Origin of the sequence: Helicobacter salomonis (assembly GCF_017979425.1) — a bacterium.
GTDB lineage: Bacteria > Campylobacterota > Campylobacteria > Campylobacterales > Helicobacteraceae > Helicobacter > Helicobacter salomonis.
Window position 1 is genome coordinate 1 of record NZ_JAERIS010000031.1, and the last position, 16,056, is coordinate 16,056.

At 43.8% G+C, this 16,056-nt stretch carries 14 protein-coding genes; 4 read left to right on the forward strand and 10 right to left on the reverse strand.

The window, feature by feature from the left end; genetic code table 11:
• Positions 1-268 precede the first annotated feature (268 nt).
• Positions 269-2,380, forward strand: coding sequence for an McrB family protein (locus tag KCO92_RS06275; protein WP_233710479.1), 2,112 nt, complete (start codon positions 269-271; stop codon positions 2,378-2,380).
• Complete coding sequence (locus KCO92_RS06280) at positions 2,377-3,795, forward strand: McrC family protein (RefSeq protein ID WP_104695767.1); 1,419 nt, start codon at positions 2,377-2,379, stop codon at positions 3,793-3,795. Before KCO92_RS06275 ends, KCO92_RS06280 begins: the two co-directional genes overlap by 4 nt.
• Here the strand turns inward: KCO92_RS06280 and KCO92_RS06285 are convergent.
• The 5 genes from KCO92_RS06285 to KCO92_RS06305 form a co-directional block, all read right to left on the reverse strand.
• Positions 3,767-3,994, reverse strand: a complete 228-nt coding sequence (locus tag KCO92_RS06285) for a hypothetical protein (RefSeq protein WP_104695766.1) — start codon at positions 3,992-3,994, stop codon at positions 3,767-3,769. The two genes, KCO92_RS06280 and KCO92_RS06285, sit on opposite strands and share 29 nt — an antisense overlap.
• 108 nt (positions 3,995-4,102) lie before the next feature.
• A complete protein-coding gene (locus tag KCO92_RS06290) occupies positions 4,103-5,563 on the reverse strand; it encodes a catalase (protein ID WP_104695765.1) in 1,461 nt (486 codons plus the stop codon).
• A 230-nt stretch (positions 5,564-5,793) separates the two neighbouring features.
• Complete coding sequence (locus tag KCO92_RS06295) at positions 5,794-6,861, reverse strand: LptF/LptG family permease (RefSeq protein WP_104695764.1); 1,068 nt, start codon at positions 6,859-6,861, stop codon at positions 5,794-5,796.
• Entirely contained in the window at positions 6,840-7,415 is a 576-nt protein-coding gene (gene pth, locus KCO92_RS06300; protein WP_104695763.1) for an aminoacyl-tRNA hydrolase, read from the reverse strand. The genes KCO92_RS06295 and pth overlap by 22 nt, the downstream gene beginning before the upstream one ends.
• Positions 7,416-7,418: 3 nt before the next feature.
• Positions 7,419-7,955, reverse strand: a complete 537-nt coding sequence (locus tag KCO92_RS06305) for a 50S ribosomal protein L25/general stress protein Ctc (protein ID WP_104695762.1) — start codon at positions 7,953-7,955, stop codon at positions 7,419-7,421.
• Between the two features lie 476 nt (positions 7,956-8,431).
• Between KCO92_RS06305 and KCO92_RS06310 the strand changes: the two genes are divergently transcribed.
• Positions 8,432-9,037, forward strand: coding sequence for an outer membrane protein (locus KCO92_RS06310; RefSeq protein WP_199766185.1), 606 nt, complete (start codon positions 8,432-8,434; stop codon positions 9,035-9,037).
• A gap of 27 nt (positions 9,038-9,064) precedes the next feature.
• Here KCO92_RS06310 and KCO92_RS06315 read toward each other — a convergent pair whose 3' ends face one another.
• Complete coding sequence (locus KCO92_RS06315; protein WP_104695760.1) at positions 9,065-9,661, reverse strand: peroxiredoxin; 597 nt, start codon at positions 9,659-9,661, stop codon at positions 9,065-9,067.
• A 73-nt stretch (positions 9,662-9,734) separates the two neighbouring features.
• Here KCO92_RS06315 and KCO92_RS06320 point away from each other — a divergent pair, with 73 nt between their 5' ends.
• Positions 9,735-11,507: an ABC transporter ATP-binding protein gene (locus tag KCO92_RS06320; protein WP_104695759.1), complete on the forward strand. Its 1,773-nt coding sequence runs from the start codon at positions 9,735-9,737 to the stop codon at positions 11,505-11,507.
• Here the strand turns inward: KCO92_RS06320 and KCO92_RS06325 are convergent.
• The 4 genes from KCO92_RS06325 to KCO92_RS06340 all read right to left on the reverse strand — a co-directional run.
• Positions 11,467-12,135: an HAD family hydrolase gene (locus KCO92_RS06325; protein ID WP_104695758.1), complete on the reverse strand. Its 669-nt coding sequence runs from the start codon at positions 12,133-12,135 to the stop codon at positions 11,467-11,469. The two genes, KCO92_RS06320 and KCO92_RS06325, sit on opposite strands and share 41 nt — an antisense overlap.
• A gap of 31 nt (positions 12,136-12,166) precedes the next feature.
• Positions 12,167-12,853 carry a di-trans,poly-cis-decaprenylcistransferase gene (locus KCO92_RS06330; protein WP_104695757.1) on the reverse strand — a complete coding sequence of 229 codons (687 nt, stop codon included), beginning with the start codon at positions 12,851-12,853 and terminating at the stop codon, positions 12,167-12,169.
• Between the two features lie 99 nt (positions 12,854-12,952).
• A complete protein-coding gene (locus KCO92_RS06335) occupies positions 12,953-15,019 on the reverse strand; it encodes a methyl-accepting chemotaxis protein (protein WP_104695756.1) in 2,067 nt (688 codons plus the stop codon).
• A gap of 108 nt (positions 15,020-15,127) precedes the next feature.
• Positions 15,128-16,056 (reverse strand): glycosyltransferase family 8 protein (locus KCO92_RS06340; RefSeq protein WP_210647472.1); only part of this gene is annotated, 929 nt, incomplete at its 5' end.

Here is a 16,056-nt window from a genome sequence, read left to right on the forward strand (position 1 = left end):
TTAGAAGGCCTCCTAGCCAATTCTGTGCCCAAATACCTTTGAGACAACCTCAGCTCACGCCTGGGTTTTTGAAGCGGGGTCTAAAAAACCCGCTTTGTAGGTGATGTGTTCATTAACATTCGTGGGGTTTATTGAGATTGGGGTGAGGGGCGGTTTTCTACTCCATGCGCACCTTAGTAGAAGGCTTTGTCAATGAAACAAAGCCACTTGTTTTGTGAAGCTAGTAACTTTTAATGTAATCCCCTCAGAGGATTTTAAAGGAAATGATATGGAAAAGATAGAGTGGAATGGGGAGCAGAAGGCAGAGTTTCAGAGATTATTGCGGGAATTTGTGAGACGTATAGATGTCAAGATAGAGGGTAAAGATCGGACATTGAAGGGCATGGAAACATCTGACTTAAAGAAAGATTTTAATCTCCTTTTGAATAGTATTGGCTATGAATGTGATCCCCGTTTTGGACAGGGCACGATCGCGGGTTCTGGCAACGCAAACTTTAAAGATGACAGAAGACCGTCAATTGTCTTTTGCCGTCAAGATATCCTCAAAGAACACCTTGTCAACGGAACTAAACTCAAGCAGAGTGAGGGTTTTTATATCTGGTTTGCCTACTATTGGCGCGACCCCCTAGTAAGGCGCACGACTGACCCTCAAGATGGGTTTCATCTGTGCATAGGTAGAGCAGAAGGGAGCCTAGATGAGTGTAAAAGATGTCTGGCATATGAACCACTCTTTGTTAAGAATCCAGAAGGTTTTAACGAGGAAAGAGTTTACCCTGATTTGGAACCTAATTTGGAAAAAATCACAGACTATTTTTTAGAATTAGTAGCTATTTTTAATGCAATCCCCCAAGAGCATTTTAGACCAATTAACAATCTACGCACACTGCCCCAACAAATCATCGCCATACCAGAGAAAATCCCCATGAATAATTCCCCCAAAATCCCCCTAAACCAAATCCTCTATGGACCTCCGGGCACGGGTAAGACCTACAACACCATCAATAAGGCGTTAGAGATTTTGGGACACGACACCACTAATATGAATCGCAAGGAAACCAAAGCCCTTTTTGATCAATATAAGCAAGAGGGGCGTATTGACTTTGTAACTTTCCACCAAAGCTATGGCTATGAGGAATTTGTAGAGGGGATCAAACCGGAGATGGATAGTGAGCAGGAAAGTAGCGAGCAGGTGCGCTATAAAGTTGAGGATGGGATTTTTAAGAGAATGTGCCAAAAGGCACTAAAAAACTATCAAGACTCTCTTAAAACAGATGAGGCGATCGCTGAGGAAATCGGGTTAGAGGAGCTATTAGAGGAATACGCGCAAAACATTCAAAACAAACTCGATCAAGGAGAAGTTCTTAATTTTCATGCGCGCATGAAAATTAAGGCTGTGTGTCGGTCTCAGAAAGGGGATTTTCGATCGATCCGGCTTGGGACAGACGGGTCAGATGTTTCGGCATGGCAGAGTTTAACAAAAGATGTTCTTGTGCGGGATTACTTAGATTTTAAAAATGGCAAAATCCATAGCTATAAAGACATTAAACCTACTTACGAATCGCAATCCAAAATGCATGGTAATGCCCCCTATTACTATGTGTTGCTCACAGAACTTAAGAAATTTGAGGAGACCAAATATAAATCTGAGATCCAACAACCCCTCAAAGCCCCCGCCAAGCAACCCTATATTCTTATCATCGATGAGATCAATCGGGGGAATATTTCTAAGATTTGTGGGGAGCTTATTACCCTCATAGAAGAGAGCAAACGCATAGGTAATAGCGAGGCATTGCGGGTTACTTTGCCTTATAGTAAAGAGTCCTTTGGCGTGCCCGATAATCTTTACATCATTGGCACGATGAACACCGCTGATCGTAGCATTGCCTTGCTAGATACTGCCCTGCGCCGTAGATTTACCTTTGTAGAGATGATGCCTAATCCTGCTTTGCTTGGTGATTGTGAGGGGGTTGATTTATCAGCCCTTTTAGAGGCGATGAATGCGCGTATAGAGTTTTTGCTAGATAACAACCACACCATTGGGCATAGCTACTTTTTAGGACTTAAAGACTTAGAGAGCTTGCAAGAGTGCTTTAAAAATAAAATCATCCCGCTTTTGCAAGAGTATTTTTATGACGATCACGCCAAAGTTTCAGCGGTACTAAATGGCAATGGCATGCTAGAGGTTAAAGAAGTCCAAAAAATGGGGGCTATTTTAGGAAAACTCGTAGAGGACTTTGTAGATATGGATAAAAAAGTCTATCATCTCACAGAGTCTAAAGGGTGGAGGGCTGAACAATTTCAAGCCATTTATGGGGGCACTAAGCAAAATGAGGGGCAGACACAATCTAATGAGCCTAGTGCCCAAAATGCAAACCCATGAAAACCACCCCCACGCTCTATTTGGCCGAATACCAAACCTTTAGCCAAGCGGATATCGAGAAGTGCTTGGGGGAGTACAAGGCTAAAGCTCCCAAGATATGGGAAATCCTGAAAGATTTTGCCCACCAAGAGGCCAACCACGCTTTTTTGAGGTTTAAAAATAAGCACACCCTCAAAACCCAAAACTATGTGGGCTTAATTCAGGTGGGGGGCTTTTGCATTGAGATACTACCTAAGATTTGCGGGCGAGATTTAAAGAGAGAGGATTTAAAGAAACATTGCGACTGCAAAATGAAAATCCCCAAACTCGATCGCGCAAAGTTTCAAGATCAGGTAAGAGAATTTGTAGAGCTGCAAAGTAATCCAAAATCCCCACAAAAACCCTCATGCTCCCTCTGCCATGCTAAACAAGTGCTTTATAATTGTCTGATCACTCTTAAAGATGCACCTTTTAAGCAAAGCCAATTTTCTGAGCTCAGTAGTGCACACTTGCCCCTGCTAGATGTCTTTATCCAAATGTTTTTAGAGGAGTGTGCCCAGCTTATCAAACGGGGGTTAAAGCAGGATTATCTAGCTATCTCTGAGAATCGCCCCTTTCTTAAAGGCAAGTTAGAGTTTGCCCATCACCTCAAAACCAATATGATCCACAAAGAACGCTTTTACACGACTAGCGACGAATACAGTTTAGATGTCGCGCCTAATCGCCTCATCAAATCCACGCTCAAAATGCTTAAAACCCTAGTTCTGAGCCCTTTGAGTCAAGAAAAATTGCATTCCGTGTGCTTTGTCTTTGATGAGGTGAATCCTAGTAAAAACATCGATGCAGATTTTGCCAAAAGCGCTCATGCCAGCCGTTTTAAAGAATATGAAAATCTTTTAGCATGGTGTGATCTTTTCTTGCGCAACAAAAGCTTAACCTCTTATAGTGGAGTGGAGCGGGCTTATGCGTTGTTATTCCCTATGGAGAAACTTTTTGAATCCTTTGTAGGGCATTGGTTAAAAAGAGTGGATTGTCATGTGCGCTTGCAAAAGCAAAATAGAAAATACCTCATGGAAGCGCAAAATTCTCAAAGTTGCTTTGCCATGTTCCCCGACATTGTGCTAAAAAAAGATGGTAAAACTATTATTTTGGATACCAAATGGAAACTCATCCAAGAGCAAAAAGGTATATCCCAAGACGACCTCTATCAAATGTGGGCGTATGCGAGCAAATACGCCTTTCTTAAACAAGAACAAGAACAAGAACAGTCAACACCCCAAATCCAAGTGTGGTTGGTCTACCCTTACCAAGGAACAGAAGAAACGCAGACATTGACTTTTAAGGCTAGCGAGTTATTTGGTCAAGGACCTATTAAGCTTTCTATGCGCTTTTTTCCACTAGGAGTATTTAATGATCCTCCTGCGAGCGGAAAATAAACTTATCAATTTTAAAGAAGATCAGTGCGCCAATACTCTGCCCTAAAAACAAGTTGAGCCAGAGAGGGGTGTGCATCCACTCAAACAGGAGCATGAAGGGTAGCATCACCACAGCTGAGACCATCCAACGCACCCAGTAAATGAAAAAGAGTCTAGTCTTGTATTCCTTGAGAAATTTCAATTGCTTGAGAAACTCCATCCATGCTCCTAAAACTTGAATAAGAAATGGCACGCACCACACACTCGACCAAAAAGAAAGGATCACAGAATAGGAGTGGTGCTAAACCCCCTCCTCAAATCCGCATTGTTAAGACTTTTTAGACCACAATTCTTCAATGCGTTTGCCGTAGTGTGGATCGGCTTTTGTGAAGTGCTCTAACTGGCGCTTGATGATATCGCTAGGCACGCCCTGCATGGCATCCGCGACATTTTGGCAAGTGCGTTCTTGCTCATCTTTAGGCATTAAGCGGAAGAGATCGCCCGCTTGCGTATAGTAATCTGTGTCATAATCCCTAAAATTATAGGCATAAGCAGCCATTTCATCGGCGAGCTTGCTCAATTCCAGCTTGGGTTCTCTAGCATGGGGAGCTTCTTTATAGCCGGGTAAGGAACTGGGCTCGTAGTTGCGCATGGCTCCGTAGTATCCGCTGGTCATGAAGCCGTCCCTAGAGGAGGTGGCAAAGGGGCAGCGAGGCGCATTAACAGGCAACTGGCTATGGTTGATCCCTAAGCGGTAGCGGTGGGTATCTCCATAAGCAAAGAGTCGCCCCTGCAACATGCGATCAGGACTGTAGCTGACACCGGGTACCACATGGGCGGGGTTAAAGGCAGATTGCTCTACTTCAGCGAAGTAGTTTTCAGGGTTTTTGTTGAGCTCTAAGATACCTACCTCAATGAGTGGATAATCTTTATGACTCCACACCTTTGTGACATCGAAAGGGTGGAATTTATAGTTCTTCGCATCGCTCTCAGGCATGACCTGCACGCAAAAACGCCACCTAGGGTAATCTTTTTTCTCAATAGCTTCAAAGAGATCACGTTGGTGTGAATCCATGTCGTGCATGCGGATTTTGGCCGCCTCTTCACTGGTGAGATTTTGAATACCTTGCAAGGTTTTAAAATGGAATTTCACCCAAAAACGCTCGTTTTTCTCATTAACCAAGCTAAAAGTGTGGCTTCCATAGCCATTCATGTGGCGATAGGTCTTGGGAATACCTCGATCGCTCATCAAAATGGTAACTTGGTGCAGACTCTCAGGCACTAAGCTCCAAAAATCCCACACCATCGTGGCGTCTTTAAGGTTAGTTTTCGGGTGGCGTTTTTGAGTGTGGATGAAGTCGGGGAACTTGATAGGGTCTCTAATAAAAAACACGGGGGTGTTATTGCCCACGATATCCCAGTTGCCCTCTTCCGTATAGAGTTTAAGCGCAAATCCCCTAGGATCGCGTTCAGCATCAGCAGAACCCTTTTCACCCGCTACGGTGGAGAAGCGTAAAAAGCAGGGGGTCTTTTTGCCTACTTCGCTAAAAAGTTTAGCCTTGCTGTATTTTGTAATTTCAGTGTTTGTGATGGTCAAGGTTCCATAGGCCCCGCTCCCTTTAGCGTGCACCACCCTCTCGGGAATCCTTTCGCGATCAAAATGGGCAAGTTTTTCTAAAAACCAAGTGCTTTGCAGTAAAACAGGACCTCTGGGCCCAGCTGTGAGCACATCTTGGTTATTACCAATAGGCGCACCAACGGCATTGGTCAGGACGACATGCTTATCCATAAAAAATCCTTTCAAAATTAGATGAGGCGATAGGATCACATCAGAGCAATCCTTTCTTAATTATAGTGTTAAGATGGTAAGTTTTTTAAACAAATTGTGATAAAAGAGTTAAAATACCGATCATATTCTCAAAAAGTTACACTCTGTAACATCTTTACCATTTGTCCTTGAAAGTTTCCAGCATTTAAGTATGAAAGACGGCTTACGCTTTGGTTAAGTACATAATCCACTTAAAGACGCGTATCGAGTTTTCTATAGTGGTGCAAGGCAAGGCCACACAAGAGCCCAAAGGGGAGTACAATCCCCAACTCAGGATAGAAGAGGCCAGCAATGCTAAATTTTCCCAATGCAAAGAAAAGCCCCCAAAGAATGAGAGAGAGAATGATGAATTTTAAACTCAAGAGTGCAAGATTCTCATAACGGGCGAGGTTAGGGGTATAACGGGCAATTAAAATGGCAGTAAGAGGCACAAAAAAGGGTAAGAAAATAGATACATAGAGAAAAGCGCGGACTTTTTTAGTATCTCCATGCTGTCTATAAAGCACGCGTAGAGAACGCAGCGCATCTGCAATGGAAACGGCAGGTTTATTTTGATAGATGGTGTCAAGCACTTTGGGGTGAAAGCCCTTGAGAGTTTTCAGCAAGGCGCTATTTTCCAGGCGTAAACCTTGTGGTCCTAGTGCAAGAGGTGTGGGCAATAGGGCAGTGGTGGCATCGTGCAACACCCAGTATTTATGTTCAAAAACTGCGTGATTGGCTTGTGCGACTGCACTCAATTCATTATTGGTTAATGTAAAAATCTTGACATTTTGTGCGCTTTGCAAGAGAGGGTTAATCTTGCCAAAATAGACATAATCGTCATTATACTTGACCAGCAAATTTTCAGACATATTGCTCGAGCTATCCTTATAGATAATCTGCTCTGCTTTTTCTTGCATGTATACAAAAGGTGTGGCGTTAAGACCTATGAAAACTGCGATAAAAAATAGGTTGATAGCGAGCATGGGTTGCAAGATTTGCTTGATTGAGTAGCCGATGGCCAGCAGGGCACTGTATTGATTAGAACGAATAAAGGCGATGTAAAAGAGCACGAGGCCCAAGAGCAAGGAAATAGGCAGAGTGTAATTGAGCGCATAGAGACCGTCGTAAACAAAGAAGAGTAAAATGAGGTTGGCAGCATCGGGGAATTTATCTGCATACTGCAAACTATCAATTCCAATGAAGAAAAATTCTAGCGCCATCAAAATGATGAGGCAATATTTGAGGTAATAAGAACCTACGAAGAGCCAGAGTCGCATCGGAGAGATTTATGGGGATTGAGTGTAAAACGATTTTGCATGCGCGCGAAATCGTCAGATTCCAAGTAAAAGCACAGTGCTTCAAGCGTATGTGCCAGAACTTGCTGTTTCAGGGGTTCTTCATGGGATTGGAAGCGTTCCAGAACATGCGTGTGTGCGTCCACACCGCGCCCAATCCCAATCTTGACTTTGTAGAATGGGTGGGGATAATGTGCTTCTATGGATTTGAGGCCATTATGCCCTCCATGACCCCCTTTCTGCTTGAATCGCAATGCACCCAAGGGTAGGTCTAAATCATCATGCACCACCACCAACGCCCGCACATCATGGTAGTGCAAAAACATTTCTAAAGCCTCTCCAGAGGCGTTCATATAAGTGGTGGGTTTTAGCAGGTAACAAGAATATTGCACTAAAAAAGCAGACTGGTAATTAGCGGTGTACCTAAACTCTGCATGGAGTTCATGCGCCAAGAGGTCTAGGATATCAAAGCCCACATTGTGGCGTGTATGGGCGTACTCAGAGGTCGGATTTCCTAAACCACAAATAAGTCGCAAGGGTTATTTTGCCTTAATCACTCCCACAACAGCGTTGTTAGGATTTTCTAAAATCCTCACTGATTGGGGCAATTCCAAATCGCGCACCAAAATCACATCGCCTACATCTAAAGAGGATACATCCAGTTCAAAGCTAGAAATGAGGTGCTCAGGTTGGCATTCTACATGCACACGACTCTTGGAAAGCATCAAAATCCCCTTGTTTTTGAGTCCTACGGGTGTTCCATGCACCTTCACGGGGACATAGAATTTAGACACCATGCCCGAGTTAAGCACGAGCAAATCCACATGCATGAGGGCATTGCTCACGGGGTCTTTTTGATAGCTTTGCACAACCACATGGTAAGCGCATTCCCCCACCTTTACCTGAAAATCCAAGTTAGGTTTGTTTTTGACAAAGCGGATAAAGTCATTGGTCTTGAAGCTGGCATAGACATTAGGCACCCGATTGCCATAGAGATTGGCAAGTAGATAACCCTCTTTACGCAACGCCTTTCTTTGAGATTTAGATAGATCGCCCCTGACTTGGCCCTCTAACATATGCTTCCTTTACGAAAAAATAAGCCCTCATTCTAACACATTCTAGCTTAAGTAGTTGATTTATCCTAGGCTTGCCTTGTATCTTGACATACTCTCCCATAACTAAAGTTAGGGGATTCTAACTTTAGTGGAGATCGCGGCTTCAAGCAGGACAGCTCCGTTTGGAGTCTTACATTCCCTATTCCAAAGGTTGATGCCCCAACCCCAAGGGTATTACCCCTCGATTGCACAAATATTAGCACAGCCATGCTGGTGCTAGCCTTATGGCGTGGCTGGTAATCTGGCTTTGAACTTATAAGGCCGCATACGGAAGATTTGTGCTATAAAATGCGGAGGCAATGTGTAGGGTTGGGGTGTTAACTCTTGGAATAACAACCATAAAGCCTCTTGCGGAGTGGGTTTTGATGATGCCATGAACCTCATGGCTGGGTAATCCATTAATCTTTAGCTGTGAGAATATGTCGACAAAAAGTAAGATGGCCGTGCGGTATTGGTGTCTGGTGTGGGTGTTGGTGGGGAGTTTAGGGGCTAAGAATCTGAGCTACATGTCCTCTTCCTATCAAGCCGGGATGGTGTTCTTAAAAGCGCGGGGTACTACGAAACTCTTGCAAGGAGCGTCCATTACCTGGGGTTATGAGGTGAACCCCAAACACGATTGGGCCTATTCACGCTACTATATCTTCTTAGATTATGGCAATGTGCTGTTAAAGCCACATTCTCTCACTCAAGTTAATCTCTTTACTTATGGGGTGGGAGGTGATTTTATGGTGGCTTATAATAAAAATCCTGTCAATTCTTGGGCTTTTTTCTTTGGCTTGCAGCTTGGTGCCAATACCTGGCTTGTTAACCAAAAGGCTAAAAACATTGTGCGCAACACATGGAACTCATTCAGAGACCTCGTATTCAAGTCCCAGTCTACTTATTTTAGAGCGATCGGAACTTTCGGTGTGCAGTTTCGCACTATCGTGGCATGGCACATCGTAGATGTAGAATTAGGAATGAAAATCTTTTTAAATCCGGAGCCCAAGAGCGCCTTCGAGAGAAGTGTGGTATTCTTCATCTCTCATGCATGGCACTTTTGAGTAGGGGTCCTAAGACCCCCGGAGAGACTAAAGCTTGCTAGCGTAGTCTCTGAGATATTCTTTTACACCTTCGTGCGTAGGTTTCATGCCCGCATCGCCTTTTCTCCATCCAGCAGGACATACCTCGCCATTTTCTTCAAAGAAAACAAGAGCGTCTACCATGCGCAACATCTCATCTACATTCCTGCCTAGAGGGAAATCATTGATGACAGCATGGCGTACTTTTTGATGTTTGTCAATCAAGAAAGAACCACGAAGCGCGACGGCATCGTCAAAGAGCACATCATAACTTCTGGAAATTTCTTTTTTGACATCCGCTACCATAGGAAAGCTCACTTGACCAATACCGCCCTTGTCCACAGGAGTATTTCTCCAAGCGTAATGCACTACTTCGGTGTCAATAGAGACCCCAATAATCTTGAACCCTTTTTCCTCAAAGTCCTTAACGCGATGGTCAAAAGCGATAATTTCAGAGGGGCACACAAAGGTAAAATCTTTAGGCCAGAAAAACAGCACAGCACCATTTCTACCGAGGTTCTTAGAAAGCTCAAAATCTTCAACCACTTGGTTATTAGGTAACACAGCCGTGGCTTTAAAATCAGGGGCTAATTTCGTAACTAGCATTAAAACTCCTTAAGATTGTTTTGTGTCAAAAGACGCGACACTATAGTGAAAACAGCCTGAATAATCAAGAGGTATGAGCTATAATCACACCAATACCACTTCAAGTACAAGGATTGAATTGAGACGCAACCTATCTTTCAAGATGTTTAGGCGTTCCATCGTCCAACTTTTCTCATTTTTCAGCCAACGCGATAAAAAAATTATCTTCTTCTTGGTGGTGATGTCTGTGGGACTCTCAATTTTAGAAGTGCTCACTATTAGCATGATTATGCCCTTTATCACTCTAGCCAGTACACCCGATTTGATTTTAAACCATCCCTACAGCGCCACTCTATACAAGTGGCTTCATTTTAGTAGTCCCTTGCATTTCATGTTTGTCTTTAGCTTCGTGCTCGTGAGCCTGTATTTGTTTAGAATGGCCTATAGTGTGTGTTTCACCTATTTGAATAGTCGCTTTGCCAATAAAAAAGCCCATATGATCGCCCAGCAACTCTTTTTGCGCCATATTCAGGCATCCTATTTGGAACACACTAACTTGCACTTGGATCGCATCCGCAATACCATCACCGCTAAAAGTAGCCAAACTATGGAGGGGTTTAGCGCATTATGGAATCTGTTTTCAGAAGCCATGGTGATCATGTTTTTGTATGTTTTGCTTTTGTTAACCAACTGGAAAATGACTTTGGTGTTGAGCGTCTTACTGCTCTTGCAAGTGTTTTTTATCACTAAGCACATGTCCCGTTCGATTCAAAGAAGGGGCCATGTTGTCGTGACTTCGGGTGAAAACTCCCTTAAAGTGCTTTCAAAGTTCTTTGGGAATTTCAAGCTCACACGACTCAAAAACAACCATTTGGAGGCCTGCAGGCGTTTTTCTGAATACAGTCTCAAGAGTGCGCATGCCAAGATCGCTTACCAGACAATGCAAGCAATGCCTAGTCGAATTTTAGAAACCGTGGGCTTTAGTTTGCTAATCCTAGCGGTTGCCTATGTGCTTTACAAATATGGGGAAGCTCAAATGGTCTTACCCATCATCTCTATGTATGCTCTAGCTTTGTATCGCATGTTGCCCTCTATTAGTAGAATTTTGGGGCATTACAACACCATTGCCTACAACCAGCGAGCTATTAATGTTGTGTTTAAGGAATTCCATGCGCCCATTCAACATGAAGGAGATGCGCCTCTTGAGTTCACACACAGCATTCAATTACGCCATATTGATTTTGCTTACAAGCTCCAAAACCCTATTTTGCGCGATTTCAACCTCACAATTTACAAGGGACAAAAGGTCGCTTTTGTGGGGCCTAGTGGGTGTGGTAAGTCGACTTTAGTAGATATTTTGATGGGCATGTTCACCCCCAGTCGTGGGGCTATTTATGTAGATGACAAACCGCTCAATGCGGAAAATATCAAGAGTTGGCGCCAAAAATTTGGCTACATTCCCCAAAATATTTATCTCTTTGATGGTAATGTTGCTGAAAATATCGCACTTGGCAGCCCTTTACAAGAAGAGCGACTCGTAGAAGTGTGCAAAATGGCGCACATCTACGATTTTCTAACCCAACACGAAGGTATTTATACCCAGGTGGGCGAGGGGGGGGTGAAACTCAGCGGTGGGCAGAAACAACGCATCGGCATCGCGCGCGCCCTCTATGATAACCCTGAGATTTTGGTGCTAGATGAAGCCACCTCTGCGCTAGATACCTCCACGGAGAGCAAAATCATGGAGGAAATTTACAATGTTGCTCAAGATAAAACCCTGCTTGTCATCGCACACCGACTGAGCACTATTGAACGCTGCGATGTGGTCATCGATCTGCAAAGTATGCAGCACAATCCTGCAAGTTAAAACGTTGAAAACTCTCAAGATAGCCAGCGCGATCCACACCTTCAACTAAGGTTTTAAGCTCGGGATTGTTGTAGCCTAAAAACGCAATTTGGTTCTCGCGTGCGCAGAGATAATCATTAGAGCTATCTCCGATGAGCACCATGTCTTGAGGTGCATAGGCGTATTTCTCGATCAAATGCGCCACAACCTTAGGCTTGGCAGGTGGACTTCCCTCAATGCTTTGAAAATAAGGTGTGATTTCCAAAAATGCACAGAGTGCTTGCAATTCTGTATGTAGAGCAGCTGAAGCGACATGAAAGGGATAACTCTTGTGGTGGGTTTGGATAAAGTGGAGCACTTCAGCATTGAGATGACTCTTAGAAAAGAGTTCTTTAGAGATGATTTGGCCAAACTCTAGTACCAGTGCGTCTATTTGGTGTGCCTCTAAAGGGGTGCCTAAAATATGGCGGTAAAAATAGTCAATCTTTTCATTTCTGGAGATTCCTCCGCTTTTGTAATGGTATTGCTCAAATTGTTGCCATGCTCGAGTACTCACATTTCCAAATAGCTGTTTATAGCCTGCACATTTCAAGTGCATGCTATCAAAAATCACCCCATCAAAATCCCACACCACAACTTTAAATTCCATAGACACTCCTTTTGCATGAACTCTAACAAAATCAGATTAACCGCCCAAATTTGCGTTGCCGTTGTTGGAAAGCACAGATGATAGCTTGTAGGTGCGTGGGTGTGAAATCGGGCCAAAGTACAGGGCTAAAAAAGAGTTCAGCATAACTAGATTGCCAAAGCAAGAAATTAGATAGACGCATTTCTCCTCCCGTGCGCACAAGCAAATCCACATCGGGCATACCCGCAGTGTCTAAATGCGCTCCAATGAGCTCCTGCATATTGTCTCCGCTCTTTTGAGAGTGCAAAATTTGCGCGCAGGCACGGGCAATCTCATCGCGCGCGCCGTAGTTGAGGGCGAGCACTTGGGTGAGTGCGCGGTGATGTTCCGTGTCTTTTTCTAAAGCTAGAATCGTTTGGCGTAAATCGCGATTAAAACGCTCCAAGTTTCCAATGGCCTTGAAGCGGATTTGGTTTTCTAAATAAGTAGACCTCTCTTGGATGAGGTACTTCTTCAGCATACGCATCAAGAAGTCCACCTCTCTTTGGGGGCGATTCCAGTTCTCTGTAGAAAAAGCATAGAGGGTAAGATAAGCGATGTGATGTTTCGCACACCAAATCGTGATCTCACGTAGGGCGAGCACCCCGCGCCTGTGCCCATAAGTGCGGGGTTTGCCCTGTTTCTTAGCCCATCTCCCATTTCCATCCATGATAATGGCCAAGTGCGCCAACGCATTCATTGCGATATATAGAAACCCCACTATTCCTTAAATCTTCAATTCTCACGCCAAAGGCTGGAAATCTCCATGCTATCCAAGAATGCCTTAAGAGATGGTCGCTTAAAACTTTTTGCGCTCCACATCCTTTAAGATTTCTTCGGAAATGCGGTTGATGTCTTGAGAAGCACTCAGAGAGTCGCGCGCGATTGCGATATTGCTCTGCGTATCTTGCTTAAATTCTTCCAAAGATTGGTTGATTAATTCCACTTCTTTGGCCTGGTTTTGAATACTTGATGAAGTGTCAGAGATGCTCTGCACCAAGACATTGATATTGGTCTCGATCTCACTAAGAGATTTTTGAGTGCGCTCAGCGAGCTTACGCACTTCATCAGCCACTACCGCAAAGCCTCGCCCATGCTCACCTGCGCGTGCAGCTTCAATCGCAGCATTGAGGGCGAGTAAATTAGTCTGATCGGCGATATCGCGGATAATTTCCACAATATGCTTAATATCCTGACCTTGCTGAATCATTCCCTCACTCTTGTGGGCCACCTCTGTAATGCCACTGGTGATCCCCCCGATACTCCCAATAGTCTTATCCAGACTATTGTTTTGATTATTGGCAATCTCATTGAGGCGATCCACACAGCTATTGAGCACATTTACCTTACTATCCAATTCCCTTGCAAAATCCGCAGAGGTGCTGAGCATGCGCTTGGTTTCATTGGCAAGTGCATCGAGCACCACCTCAATGTGCCCACTGGCATTGGGGATACCCTTTCTGAAATCGTATTCAGAATAGCGTTCAAACGCTTCGTTAATGGTTGCCATGTGTAGCCCAATATTCTTCTGCATATAGAGAATAATGTTGTTAATATTCTTTTTGAGTGCAATCAAGGAGGGGTTACTAGGCTCGGCATTGATGGTTTGACTAAAGTCTCCCATTTCCACTTTGGAGGCAACCTCAATACTGTTTTGTACGGCCTTTTCATCTTGCACAATGGTTTGCTGGACTCGTTGGATGTTTTCATTGATAGAGCTTTGTATTTTACCTAGATCGTCCGCACTGGTAGCAGGAATGAGTTGGATATGATCGGGCGAAACTTCGTGGCGCAGAATTTTAAAGAAATTCTCCAAATTACGAGCAACATTACCAATGCGCTTGCTCATCAGTGTGTACAAGAGCCAGTAAATGATGCCAATCACCACAACCAGACCAACTATCCCTGTAAGGCGCACCGTCATTTTAATCGAATCAATGTCTCTAAACACCCGTTTCTCGCTACGCACACCCACCACGGCCCAGTGATAATTGTTGGTATTCTTTCTGAAAATGCTAAAGGAAAAGATAGCCCCATAAGACATTTCATGACTCACCTTGGAATACACTTGAAGTACTTTTTTCTCATTTTTCTGTATGATGGGCAAGCCTTGTTGGCTAAATTCTGGATTGAACTCTTTCCATGCATGTCCGCGCCATTCTTTATTGTTATGCACCACTAGTAGAGTTCCATCTTCTGCGATAAGATTGAATTTTGTATCCCCCACGCCATAAGCCTTGAGCACATAATCATAACGATCAATGTTGATAAAAACCGTGATAGCCCCCTTAAATACGCCTTGATCGTCTCTTAGAGGATAGATGATGTCTACTCCATAAATGGTGCTCCCATCTTGCATGGTGCGCAAATAGGGTTTGTTCAAGATTAAATCTTCACCCGGCTTGCTCACCTTTTCGTAGAGAGGATTGTCGTAGAGCTTGGGTGCTGGCATGACCTTGATATGACCTGAACCTATAAGGCTATTAGGGTCATTTTCTCCCTGCGTGGATTTCTCAAATAAAAAGGCATTTGCATGATCGTCCTCCAACGCGATAGAGAGGGCATACACCGTCCGTGTATAGTAGAGATACTCACTCAAAAGTGTCTTTTTAAAGGCCATGTCGGCAGAGCCATTTTTTAAAAGCGCAGTTCTCAAAATGTGGAGGCGCACCAGTGAGCGCGTAATACTATCTTGCACCCCTTTCCCGGCATTACGTACCTGAGCCTGCAAACGATTAAGGGCCTCTTCTTCCAACAATCTTTCCACCTTGAAAGAGACAATATAGGTTATCGCTAACACTAGAATCACCAGTGCTGATCCGATGGCCAACACCATTTTACTTCTCAAGGTTATATTTTTAAACATAGATTCCTTTCACATTACAAATGAAGAAGGCCTAGTTTAGCACTTTTTGTAGAAATTATACCTATCTGAGATGAGAACACACTGCCCATGCAAGATACGGGCTTAAACTCAAATTTTCTTGAGCTTCCACCAAAAACAAAGGTCGGTATACCAACGCTTGAAAGTTTTTTGAATCTTGTAAAAAATGTAGTCGCGCAAAACTTTCTTGGTTAAGAGCGGCTCTAGGCATGAGAGATACGCTTTTGAATCTTTGTCAGCTATCCAACGATCGTAGCGCTCAAAATAAGTCGTTGTGAAAGGCGTGCGCACCAAAGCGCGAATCCAAAGTGGGGCCGCGTGGAAATTTTGAGGCTCCCATGGCTTGATCTCACCACAAAAATGCCACATGATCACCTCATTGGTATTTTGCACTGCCTGATGGATGGGATGGTTAGGAATATTGAAGTGGAAAGGATTGGTGTTGTAAGTATGGGGCAATTCTAGCATATATCCATGGCACAACAAGGTTAATGCATCCTGTTCTGGATAACAGAGCCCATGTCCCTTGTGTGCAAAAAACTCGATACACTGCTCTTCAAGATTACTTTTGCGCCAGGCTTTAAGATTAAAAACAGCAAACCCCATATTGAAGGGATTTTCATAGAGGATTTGCCATTGTTCGGGGGATAAAAAATGTCTATCGATGGTTATTTTTTTGCTAGAAGCCACTATCAGACGCGTCCTGATTGCCTCTGCGACACTGGCATCACCTCTGAATTCTTTAGCAACAGCTAGGTAGTATGGATCGTCTGTATTCAAAGCAAAATAACTCTCACTCATATCTTTGACAAACACGACATCTACATCACATGTGATGAGCTTATCGTATTGGGGAAATAAAGAGGGCAAAATAAAACGGGCTAGGACAAAGGGCGAAAAGCGTTCTAGTGCAATAGGGTCTACGCTCCTCAGTATCAGATCAAACTTTTCAGATAGGGTTCTGTTGTTCTGTTGTTCTGTTGTTCTGTTGTTCTGTTGTTCTGTTGTTCTGTTGTTCT